11 protein-coding genes and 2 pseudogenes are annotated in these 10,762 nt (G+C 73.4%); 11 read left to right on the top strand and 2 right to left on the bottom strand.

The features are described 5' to 3' along the window. The 6 genes and pseudogenes from G3I41_RS30745 to G3I41_RS30720 form a co-directional block, all read left to right on the top strand. A pseudogene (locus G3I41_RS30745) lies at positions 1–367 on the top strand (PBS lyase); the annotation flags it as partial. Beyond that, a complete protein-coding gene (locus tag G3I41_RS30740) occupies positions 364–699 on the top strand; it encodes a zinc-ribbon domain-containing protein (protein ID WP_164403816.1) in 336 nt (111 codons plus the stop codon). The pseudogene G3I41_RS30745 and the gene G3I41_RS30740, both read left to right, overlap by 4 nt. 94 nt (positions 700–793) lie before the next feature. Next, a complete protein-coding gene (locus G3I41_RS30735) occupies positions 794–2,191 on the top strand; it encodes an FtsW/RodA/SpoVE family cell cycle protein (RefSeq protein ID WP_164403815.1) in 1,398 nt (465 codons plus the stop codon). Further along, the gene (locus tag G3I41_RS30730) at positions 2,188–3,645 is read left to right on the top strand and encodes a penicillin-binding transpeptidase domain-containing protein (protein ID WP_164403814.1); all 1,458 of its coding nucleotides are present in this window, start codon (positions 2,188–2,190) and stop codon (positions 3,643–3,645) included. The genes G3I41_RS30735 and G3I41_RS30730 overlap by 4 nt, the downstream gene beginning before the upstream one ends. Positions 3,646–3,649: 4 nt before the next feature. Further along, positions 3,650–4,747: an amidase family protein gene (locus G3I41_RS30725; RefSeq protein ID WP_164403813.1), complete on the top strand. Its 1,098-nt coding sequence runs from the start codon at positions 3,650–3,652 to the stop codon at positions 4,745–4,747. Between the two features lie 77 nt (positions 4,748–4,824). Then, complete coding sequence (locus G3I41_RS30720; protein WP_164403812.1) at positions 4,825–5,130, top strand: hypothetical protein; 306 nt, start codon at positions 4,825–4,827, stop codon at positions 5,128–5,130. A gap of 15 nt (positions 5,131–5,145) precedes the next feature. Here G3I41_RS30720 and G3I41_RS30715 read toward each other — a convergent pair whose 3' ends face one another. Further along, positions 5,146–5,976, bottom strand: a complete 831-nt coding sequence (locus G3I41_RS30715; protein ID WP_203601887.1) for a hypothetical protein — start codon at positions 5,974–5,976, stop codon at positions 5,146–5,148. Between the two features lie 83 nt (positions 5,977–6,059). Between G3I41_RS30715 and G3I41_RS30710 the strand changes: the two genes are divergently transcribed. Further along, positions 6,060–6,560, top strand: a complete 501-nt coding sequence (locus tag G3I41_RS30710) for a GNAT family N-acetyltransferase (protein ID WP_164403811.1) — start codon at positions 6,060–6,062, stop codon at positions 6,558–6,560. Between the two features lie 2 nt (positions 6,561–6,562). Here G3I41_RS30710 and G3I41_RS30705 read toward each other — a convergent pair whose 3' ends face one another. After that, entirely contained in the window at positions 6,563–7,684 is a 1,122-nt protein-coding gene (locus G3I41_RS30705; protein ID WP_164403810.1) for a ferritin-like domain-containing protein, read from the bottom strand. Between the two features lie 177 nt (positions 7,685–7,861). On the opposite strand from G3I41_RS30705, the gene G3I41_RS30700 reads away from it, so the two are divergent. The 4 genes and pseudogenes from G3I41_RS30700 to G3I41_RS30685 all read left to right on the top strand — a co-directional run. Next, positions 7,862–8,797, top strand: a complete 936-nt coding sequence (locus G3I41_RS30700) for a diiron oxygenase (protein ID WP_164403809.1) — start codon at positions 7,862–7,864, stop codon at positions 8,795–8,797. Positions 8,798–8,823: 26 nt separating this feature from the next. Further along, a complete protein-coding gene (locus G3I41_RS30695) occupies positions 8,824–9,591 on the top strand; it encodes a TetR/AcrR family transcriptional regulator (RefSeq protein ID WP_164403808.1) in 768 nt (255 codons plus the stop codon). Positions 9,592–9,594: 3 nt separating this feature from the next. Next, complete coding sequence (locus G3I41_RS30690) at positions 9,595–9,879, top strand: hypothetical protein (protein ID WP_164403807.1); 285 nt, start codon at positions 9,595–9,597, stop codon at positions 9,877–9,879. A gap of 124 nt (positions 9,880–10,003) precedes the next feature. Beyond that, positions 10,004–10,762: pseudogene (locus tag G3I41_RS30685) on the top strand (serine/threonine protein kinase); the annotation flags it as partial.

Here is a 10,762-nt window from a genome sequence, read left to right as displayed (position 1 = left end):
GCGGGCGGCGGCGGGCGCGCCCCGGCTGCGGGAACTGCTGCGCGACGGGAACCTGTGGGTGCGGGTGGACGCGGGGATCGCTCTGTGGGAGGTTTCCGGTCGTGCCGAGGAGTCCCTGCCGGTGCTGCTGGCCGCCTGGGAGCAGAACCACCGGGCCCGGGTCCGGGTGGCGGAATGCCTGGCGCGGATGAGGCCCGCTGCGGCAGGGTCGGACGCGGCACGTGTGCTGCTCGCCGAGCTCACCTCCGTACGCCGTCACAACGCGCCGGAAGGCGCCTGCGGCAGCCACGACACGTACACCGACGAAAAGCTGCTGGCGCTCTGCCGCCGGGCGCTCCCGGGGAACACGGGGAAGGAACCGACATGATCATTTTCGGCACGCGGGGCTATCTGTACCAGCTGGCCATCCTGACGCTGGTCTGCGGCTGGTGCGGGAACCCGGCGGCGCACACGCTGCGCAAGCGGGTCACGAAGTTCACGCTGTTCTTCGTGCCGCTGTTCCCGATCTCGACGTCGTACGCCACGCAGTGCACGTTCTGCGGCGGCGAGCAGCGGATACCCAAGGAGCAGGCCGAGCAGCTGCTGGCCCAGCAGATGGCCTCGCAGGGCGGGAACCCGTTCGGCCAGGCGCCGCAGCCGGGCTACGCGCCGGGCGCCTCGGGGCCTTCGGGCCCGGGGCAGAACCCCTACCAGGGCTGACCGTCACGGAGAAGGTGCCGTGAACCCCGGTCCACGGCACCTCCGCATCGCGACATAACCGACATAACACCCGCGTCTTGCTACGTTGCGGGGCATGACCGCATCCACGGCGGACGCACCCCCGCCCGAGCTGCGCCTGCCCCGGCGGCGCGGCGTGGAACTCTCGCTCCTCATCGGGGCCGTCCTGATCTCCGTCTACGGCTACGCGGCGGTCGGCCTCGCGCACGACGACGCCGTCCCGCCCGACGTCGCGGGATACGGCGGGGGGCTCGGCCTGCTCGCGCTGCTCGCGCACCTCGCGGTACGGCTCCGCGCCCCGTACGCCGACCCGCTGCTGCTGCCCATCGCCGTCCTGCTCAACGGGATCGGCCTGGTGCTGATCTACCGGCTGGACCTGGAGACCCCGGGCGACCGGGCCGCCACGACCCAGCTGATCTGGTCCACGATCGGCGTCGCGTTCTTCATCGCGGTCGTGGCGTTCCTGCGCGACCACCGCGTCCTCCAGCGCTACGCGTACGTGTCGGTGGCCGCCGCGCTGGTCCTCATGATCGTGCCGATCTTCTTCCCGGCGGTGAACGGGGCGAAGATCTGGATCAGGGTCGGCGGCTTCTCCTTCCAGCCCGGCGAGTTCGCCAAGATCCTGCTCGCGGTGTTCTTCGCCGCCTACCTCGCGGCGAACAGCAACGCGCTCGCGTACACCGGCCGCAAGGTCTGGAGGTTCCAGCTCCCCACCGGGCGGGTGCTCGGCCCGATCGTGGCGATCTGGCTGCTCAGCGTCGGCGTCCTGGTCCTGGAACGCGATCTGGGGACCTCGCTGCTGTTCTTCGGCCTCTTCGTGATCCTGCTGTACGTGGCGACCGGGCGCCGGGGCTGGATCGCGGTGGGGCTGCTGCTCGCGGCGGTCGGCGCGTTCGTCGTCGGCTCGTTCGAACCGCACGTGCACAGCAGGGTGCAGGACTGGCTCGATCCCTTCGCCTCGATCGACGCCGGACGCGGTCCCGGCCAGCTGGCCCAGTCGCTGTTCGCCTTCGCGGCCGGCGGGATGCTCGGTACGGGGCTGGGGCTCGGCCACTCCGTGCTCATCGGGTTCGCCGCGAAGTCCGACTTCATCCTGGCGACGGCGGGCGAGGAGCTGGGGTACGCCGGGCTGACCGCGCTCTTCCTGCTGTACGCGCTGCTGGTGGCGCGCGGCTTCCGGGCGGGGCTCTCGCTGCGCGACGCGTTCGGGCGGCTGCTCTCGATCGGCCTCGCCTCGATCCTGGCGCTCCAGGTCTTCGTGATCGCGGGCGGGGTGACGGGGCTGATCCCGCTGACCGGGATGGCGATGCCGTTCCTGGCGCAGGGCGGGTCGTCCGTGGTCACCAACTGGATCATCGTGGCGCTGCTGATCCGGGTCAGCGATCTCGCCCGCAGACCGGCGCCGGACGAGGCGAAGGCGGGCGTCGTGGCGTCGGTGCCCGCGCCGCTCCCCGGGGCGGAGGACGAGCGGTGATCCGCTACATCCGGCACGCCGCCGCGTTCTGCCTGCTGCTGCTCGTCGCGCTGCTGGCCAACGCCGCCCGGGTCCAGGTCTTCGAGGCCGACGCGCTGGACGACAACCCGGCCAACCGGCGCAGCACCATCGCCCGTTACGGCCAGGCGCGCGGCAACATCCTCGTCGACGGGCGGCCCGTCACCGGCTCGACGGACACCGGCGAACAGCTCGCGTACGAACGGACCTACCGCTACGGGCCGCTGTACGCGCCGGTGACCGGGTACGCCTCGCAGACGTACGGCACCACCCTCATCGAGAACGCCGAGGACGGCATCCTCGCCGGCACCGACCCGCTCCTCGCCTCGCTCCCGCTGTGGGGCGAGGTCACCCGGACCCAGCAGCCGGGCGGGGACGTCGTCACCACGGTCCGGGACGCGATGCAGCGTGCCGCGTACGAGGGCCTCGGCAACCGGCGGGGCGCGGTCGCCGCCGTCGAACCGGCGACGGGGCGCGTCCTCGCGCTGGTCTCGACCCCGTCGTACGACCCCGAGCGGCTGTCCGGCACGGGCGCGTCCGTCACCGGTGCCTGGCGGGAGCTGAACGACGCGGAGAGCCGGCCCATGCTCAACCGGGCGATCCGGCAGACCTATCCGCCGGGCTCCACGTTCAAGATCGTGACGGCGGCGGCCGCGCTGGACGCCGAGGTCGTCACCGATCCGGACGCGGAGACCGACACCCCGTCCCCGTACGTGCTGCCCGGCACGTCGACCGTGCTGCCCAACGAGTCGCGCGGCTGCGAGAAGGCGTCCCTCGCGGACGCGATCCGGGTCTCCTGCAACACCGTCATGGCGCACCTCGGGGTGGAGGTCGGGCTCGACGGGATGGTGGCGGCGGCCGAGCGGTTCGGCTTCAACGACACCGGCCTGAAGATCCCGTCCGGGGTGGCGAAGAGCAACTTCGACACGGAGATGAGCGACGACCAGCTGGCGCAGTCCGCGATCGGCCAGTTCGACACCACCGCGACCCCGCTCCAGATGGCGATGGTCGCGGCGGCCGTCGCCAACGGCGGGGAGCTGATGTACCCGCACCTCGTGGAGCGGACGACCAAGCACGACGGAGCCACGGTGCGCACCACGGGGGCGGAGTCGTACCACCGGGCGATGGACCCGATGACGGCGACGCGGCTGCGGCAGATGATGGTCGACGTCGTCCAGGACGGCACGGGCGCGAACGCGGCGATCGACGGGGCGACGGTCGGCGGCAAGACCGGCACCGCCCAGCACGGCGTCGACAACTCCGACCTGCCGTACGCCTGGTTCATCTCCTGGGCGCAGGCGGACGGCGCGGCCCGCCCGGCGGTCGCGGTCGCCGTCGTCGTCGAGGACGCCGAGGCCGACCGCGCCGACATCAGCGGCGGCGGCAGCGCGGCCCCGATCGCCCGTGCTGTGATGGAGGCGGCCCTGGAACACTGAACGGGTGACGGATTCCGGGGAGTTGCGCGAGGTGCTGGCCGCGATCGACCGCGAGGACCCGGGGCTGTGCGCCTTCCTCGACGTGTGGCACGAGGACGCGTCCGCCCGGCTCCCGGCCGCGTCCCGGCTCCCGCTGGCCGGGCTCCCCTTCGCGGTGAAGGGCCCCACCGGCCTCCGCTCGTACGCGGCGCGCCGGCTGATCGCGGCGGGCGGTGTCGCGGTCGGCTCGACGTCCGTGCCGGGTCCGGGGACGTACTGGAAGACGTGGGGGCTCGGCCGGCACGGCCGTACGGTCAACCCCTGGCGCCCGGACCGGACTCCGGGCGGTTCGTCGGCGGGTTCGGCGGTGGCGGTCGCGGCGGGCCTGGTGCCGCTGGCGACGGGCAGCGACGGGGCGGGGTCGGTGCGCGTCCCGGCCGCCTGGTGCGGGGTGTTCGGCCTGAAGACGACGAACGGCCTGCTGCCCTCGCCGGACCGGTCGGGGCTCGCCTCGGCCGGGGTGCTGGCGGCGTCGGCGGCGGAGGCGGAGACGTATCTGCGGTGCGTGCTGGACGACTACGCGCCGGCCCCGCCCGCGCTGCCGCTGTCCGCTGCCTACAGCCCGGACCTGGGCTTCGCCGAGACCGAGCCGGAGGTGGCCGCGGCGGTGCGGGGTGCGGTGCGGCGGCTGGAGGCGGCCGGGGTCGTGCGGCTCACCGGCGGCGGCTGCGATCTGCTGGACCCGGGGGCGGCCTGGTCCGCGGTGCGCGGCGGGGACGTACGGCCGCCGGAGGCGGAGGTGCGCGCGGAGAACGACCGCCGCCTGGACGCCTTCTTCACCCGGACGCCGCTGCTGCTCACCCCGGTCACGCCGAACCGGCCGCACGGCCACGCGGGGCCGGGCGACACCTTCTCGACGGCCCTGACCTGGGCGTTCAACCTGAGCGGCCATCCGGCGGCGAGCGTTCCGGCCGGCTTCACCGGTGACGGCTGCCCGGTGGGGCTCCAACTGGTGGCCGCCCGGGGGCGGGACGCGGAAGTGCTGGGCGCGGCCGGGGCGGTGGAGCGCGCCCTGTCGGGGCCGGGTGAGCCGTTCGCCCCCGTACGCGGACCGCGCGGGTGAGTACGGGTACTCAGGGCGGCCCGGCCCCCGGCGGGGCAGCCTGGACTGCGACAGCCACCCCCTGAAGGAGTGCCACCATGCGTACGACCAGCCGCCCCCGCCCTCTGCGGACCACCGCCGCCCTCGCCGTCGGAGGCGCGGTGTTCGCGCTGCTCACGTCCGCCTGCTCGACGGCGGACGCGGTCTGCTCCGACGGCGAGTACCCGGTGCTGTACGTCGGCAGCACGGGCAGCGCGTGCGTGAAGGACGGCGAGGAGCCCCCCAAGGGGTACGCACGCTACCCCGAGGGCAAGGTCCCGGAGCATGTGGACGACCAGTGGTGGACGTACTGGAACGAGCACACCCTCGACAAGGACGGGAAGATCATCGAGGTCTCGGAGTAACGGCCGGGCGGCCGGTCAGCCGGCCGCCCCGGCGCTGATCGGCTCGCGCATCTCTTTGCGGACCTGGGCCGCCTGGCGCGCCGCCTCGGCGAGGTCGACCTCGTCGGGGTCCTGGAGCGCGGTCTCGGCGGTGACCACGGCGACGAAGGACGCGGTGTTCTCGTCGCCCCACGCGCACATGGGCAGGGTGCTGGTGATGCCCCCGTCCTCGGAGCGGACGACCTCGCAGGCGACGGTGATCCCGTAGCCCTCGGGCGTGAACTCCCGCGCGGGCACCGCCACGGTCATCCCCTCGGTCTCGGCGGCCCCGTCGAGGATCGTGCCGCGGGAGAACTCGGGCTTCTTGATGCGCCCCCACATCCCGGAGACGATCAGCGTCCCGCCGTCCTTCGACGCGTACTGGGCGATCACCGCCTTGGGGTCGCGGATGGTCGGGTCGTACGTGTCCTCGATGTCCTTGCCGTCCGTGTCCGAGGTGTCCTCCTGGAGGGTGTACTCGCCCTCCAGGAGCGTCTTCGGCACGGTCAGCTTGTACTCGGCCGCCGGGAACCCCGAGGAGACCGGCAGCTTGTCGTCGGCCGCGTCCCCCAGTTGCACGACGCCGAAGACGATGCCGCCCGCCACCACGAGCGCCCCGACGACGACCGCCGCGATCACCCCGGGCCGGGCCCGCCGGGGCGGAGGGAACCCGGGCCCGCCGGGCGGCGGCCCCCACGGCTGGGGCGCGGACCCCTGCGGGGCTCCCCAGGGCTGCTGCTGGGCGTACGGATTGGGCTGGGGCGGCGGCGGGCCGTAGGGGCCCTGGGGTGCACCGTAAGGACCCTGCGGCGGCGGGGGCATGCTCATGCCGCCCAAGCTACGGCATGCCCGGACGCCGCCTTCCGGAGCCTGCCCGGCCGGGCGGGCTCCCCCCGTGCGATCCTCGGGCCATGAACGACCGGTGCCCCGTTTCCGTGGACTGCCCGCCGCCCGGCTCGCTGCACGCCGTGCCCGGCCTGGCCGCGCTGCTCACCGCCTACCACCTGAGCACGGAGGCGGAGAAGGGCGTGCCCGTCGCCGACGCGTCCGGGCTGCCCGACCGCTATCGGAGCGAGACCGAGGCCCCGGACCGCGCGTTCGCGGACGCCACCGTGCTCGTCGCCCGGGACGGCGGTGCGGCGGTGGGCTGTGTCGTGGTGACGGACCCGGCCGACGGGACGGCGGAGATCAAGCGGCTCTGGACGGACCCCGGCGCGCGCGGCCGGGGCGTGGCCTCCGCGTTGCTCGGCGCCGCGCTGGAGCGGACCGGCCGCGCGGGCGTCCGCACCGTGCGGCTCTCCGTCTGGCAGTGGCGCACCGGGGCCGTGGCACTCTACGAACGCCTCGGCTTCACCGCCGTACCGTCGTGGGACGACCGCGCGGACCTGGTCTGCATGGAGCGCCCCGCGTAGGGTCACCGCCCCGCGGCCCCGTCCGCCCCGCCCTGCGCTATCGCCTCGGCCACTTCCGCCACCCTCGCCCGCTCCTCCGCCTCGAAGCGGTCCTTGTCGAGCTGTTCGGCGATCTCCTCGTCCTGGGCCATGAGCAGGTCCAGGCTGGAGTCGCCGAGTTCGAGGACGCCCATGTCGACGTACGCCTTCTGGAGCCGCTCGCCCCACAGGCCGATGTCCTTGACGCACGGGACGATGCGGCTGAACAGGAGCTTCCGGAAGAGCTGGAGGAATTCGGAGTGTTCGGAGAGCTCCCTCGCCTCCTGCCGGCCGATGCCGAAGTTCTCCAGGACCTCGACCCCGCTGAGCCGGTCGCGCATCAGGTAGCAGCCCTCGATGACGAACTCCTCGCGCTCGCGCCGTTCCGCGTCGCTGAGCTGCTTGTAGTAGTCGCGCAGCGCCATCCGCCCGAAGGCGACGTGGCGGGCCTCGTCCTGCATGACGTAGGCGAGTATCTGCTTGGGCAGCGGCTTGGTGGTGGTGTCCCGGATCATGCCGAACGCCGCCAGCGCCAGGCCCTCGATGAGGACCTGCATGCCGAGGTAGGGCATGTCCCAGCGGGAGTCGCGCAGGGTGTCGCCGAGCAGGCCCTGAAGGCTGTGGTTGACCGGGTAGAGCATCCCGATCTTCTCGTGCAGGAACCGGCCGTAGATCTCCGCGTGCCGGGCCTCGTCCATGGCCTGGGTCGCGGAGTAGAACTTGGCGTCCAGGTGGGGGACGGCCTCCACGATGCGGGCCGCGCAGATCATCGCGCCCTGCTCGCCGTGCAGGAACTGGCTGAACTGCCAGGAGGTGTAGTGCGTGCGCAGCTCGCCCCGGTCCTTCTCGGTCATCCGCGCCCAGTGCGGGGTGCCGTACAGGGTCAGGGCCTCGTCGGGGGTGCCGAGCGGGTCGGCGGGGTCGACCTCCAGGCTCCAGTCGATGCGCTTGTTGCCGTCCCACTGCTTGTCCTTGCCCTTCTGGTACAGGGCGAGAAGGCGCTCGCGGCCGTCGTCGTAGTCCCAGCTGAAGCGGGCGGCGCCGGTGGCGGGCACGGTCCACAGCGGTTCGTCGGGGGCGGTGGTGTAGAGGTCGTGGGTCGACACGTACGGCTCCTTCGCCTCGCGAATGCCGGGAAGTCGGCGGGCTCCCCGCTCAGTTGGCAGGTTCACACGTTGGTAGACGCGCGGTCAACAAGTCGCGCACAAGGGATTGACGGGCTTGCTGACAAGCAGTCTCATAGTGGGTGACCGTCGGTAACCCATGGGTGAGGTGCCTCCGCGATGACGACCGTGACCGAAAGCGACCTGCAGGCGCTCCGCGACGCACTCGGCCCGCTGCGCGGCCGCGAGCAGATCGCCGAGCGGCTCCTGGAGGCGTCCGCCAAGCACTCCTTCGACCCGGACAAGGAACTCGACTGGGACTCGCTGCCGGAGGACGGCAAGTGGTTCTGGCCGCCCGAGCTGGTCTCGCTCTACGACACCCCGCTGTGGAAGCGCATGTCGCACGACCAGCGGCAGGAACTGGCCCGGCACGAGGCCGCCTCGCTCGCCTCGCTCGGCATCTGGTTCGAGATCATCCTCATGCAGCTGCTCGTACGGCACGTCTACGACAAGCCCCCGACCAGCAACCACGTCCGCTACGCGCTCACCGAGATCGCCGACGAGTGCCGGCACTCGATGATGTTCGGCCGCATGATCACCTGGGGCGGCGGGCCCACGTACACCGTGCCGCGCCGCTACCACAACATGGCGCGCGTCCTGAAGAGCGTCTCCACGACCCCCGGTTCGTTCGCCGGGACGCTCCTCGGCGAGGAGATCCTCGACTGGATGCAGCGGCTGACCTTCCCCGACGAGCGCGTCCAGCCCCTGGTGCGCGGCGTGACCCGGATCCACGTCATCGAGGAGGCGCGGCACGTCCGCTACGCCCGTGAGGAGCTGCGCCGCCAGATGGTGACCGCGCCCCGCTGGGAACGCGAACTGGCCCGCGTCAGCTGCGGACAGGCGGCCCGCGTGTTCTCCGTCTGCTTCATCAACCCGCAGGTGTACGAGAACGTCGGGCTGGACCGCCACGAGGCGGTCGCCCAGGTGAAGGCCAGCGGACACCGCACCGAGGTCATGCAGACGGGAGCCAAGCGGCTGACCGACTTCTTCGAGGACATCGGCGTCCTGAACGGGGTGGGGCGCCGGCTCTGGAAGAGCTCGGGCCTGCTGGCGTGAAGGCGGGTGCGCTTAGTCTGGGGGTCATGACCCCAGCTGCCGCCGCGCCGACCGGCCGCGCGTACCGAAGACTCAGCGTCGAGGAGCGCCGCGCCCAGCTGCTCGGCGCGGCGCTCACACTCTTCGCGCACCGGTCCCCCGACGAGGTCTCGCTGGACGAGGTCGCGACCGTGGCCGGGGTGTCGCGGCCGCTGGTGTACCGCTACTTCCCGGGCGGGCGGCAGCAGTTGTACGAGGCGGCGCTCCGCTCGGCCGCCGAGCAGCTGAAACTGTGCTTCGCCGAGCCCGCCGAGGGCCCGCCGACCGAGCGGGTCACCCGCGTCCTCGACCGCTACCTGGCCTTCGTGGACGAGCACGACGCCGGCTTCAGCGCCCTGCTCCGGGGCGGCAGCGTCGCCGAGACCTCGCGGACGACCACCATCGTGGACGAGGTGCGCCGCTCGGCGGCCGAGCAGATCCTGCTGCACCTGGGCCACGACGAGCGCAGCGAGCCCGCGCCCCGGATGAGCATGATGGTGCGCACCTGGATCGCGGCGGTCGAGGCGGCCTCGCTGATCTGGCTGGACGAGGGCAAGCGGCCGGACGCGGCCGAACTGCGCGACTGGCTGGTCGACCAGTTCATCGGCCTGCTGGCCGTCACCTCGTCCTCGGACCCGCGGACCGCGGCCGCCGTGGCCGCGCTGCTCCCGCTGGAGACCGTGGAGGGCCCGGCCGGGCGGCTGGTGGACCGGCTGGCCCCGCTGACCGGCGTGGCCGCGCATCTGCTGCCGACCGGTCCGATCAGTCAGACTTGACGGGTGAGAAGCGAGAACACCGCCTTCGTCGGCGGCCCGCTGGACGGCCGGGTCCTGCCCGTCCTCACCGGCGCGACCGGCCATCCGCCCAAGTGGTACGAGGTCCCGGTCCCGGACGCGGCCGGCGGGCCGCCCACGGTGTACGCGTACCGCAGGACCCCGGCCGGTCACACGAAGCGGCTCGGCATCCAGCGGGGGTGGATCTACGCGTACGCCCCCGAGGGGCGCGAGCGGCCGCGGTGGCCTTGGTCGAAGCCGGGCGGTGGGCGGCCGGAACCGCCCCAGTAGGGCCCGCCGCCCGACTGCCGTCGTCGCCCGGAGGGCGGCCGGGCGGCGGTCGGGCGGCAGGCCCTAAGATCGATCGTCTGGTCCCTGGGGACGGCACGGGGACGGCAACAAGGGGGGATGCGCCATGGAGGCGCCGCGTCAGGACGAGCCACGCCGCTTCGGGCCGTACACCGTGCTGGCCCGCTTGCGCGAGACGGCCGCCGCGGTGCAGTACCTCGCGCACCGTACGGACCCCGGCCCCGCGCACGGTACGGACCCGGGCGGGCTCGTCGTGGTCACCGCCGCCCGGCCGGAGCTCGCCGCCTCGCCCGCCTTCCGCCACCGCTTCGACACCGAGGCGCTCCTCGCGGGCCGGATCGCCGGAGGCTGGGTCGACGAGCCGCTGGAGACCCGCACGGACGGGTCCGACGCGCCGTGGACCGCTGCGGCGTACGTTCCCGCGCTGACCCTGGCCGAGGCCATAGAGGCCGTCGGACCGCTCCCCGGGCATGCCGTGCGGGTACTGGGCGCCGGCATCGCCGAGACCCTGTCCCGGGTCCACGCCACCGGCGCCGTGCTGCACGGCCTCGCGCCCGGGACCGTGCTGCTCGCCGAGGACGGCCCCCGGCTCACCGCCTTCGGCCCGCTGGGCGCGGCGGCGGAGGCGTCGGCGGGGCCGGGCGGCAGGCTCTCCGTACGGCTCGGCTATCTGACCCCCGAGCAGCTCGCGGGCGAGGAGGCGGGCCCGGCCTCCGACCTCTTCGTGCTCGGCCTGCTGCTCGCCTACGCGGCGACCGGGACGACCCCGCTGGCCGCCGCCCCCCCGGCCGAGGCCGCCGACCGCATCGCTCAGGCCGCCCCGGAACTGACCGGGGTCCCCGACGAGTTGCGCGACCTGATCGCA

The organism is Streptomyces sp. SID9727 (assembly GCF_010550605.1).
In the GTDB taxonomy this organism is placed as follows: domain Bacteria; phylum Actinomycetota; class Actinomycetes; order Streptomycetales; family Streptomycetaceae; genus Streptomyces.
The sequence above is the reverse complement of the archived record's forward strand: the minus strand, read 5'-3'. Positions and strand labels throughout refer to the sequence as shown.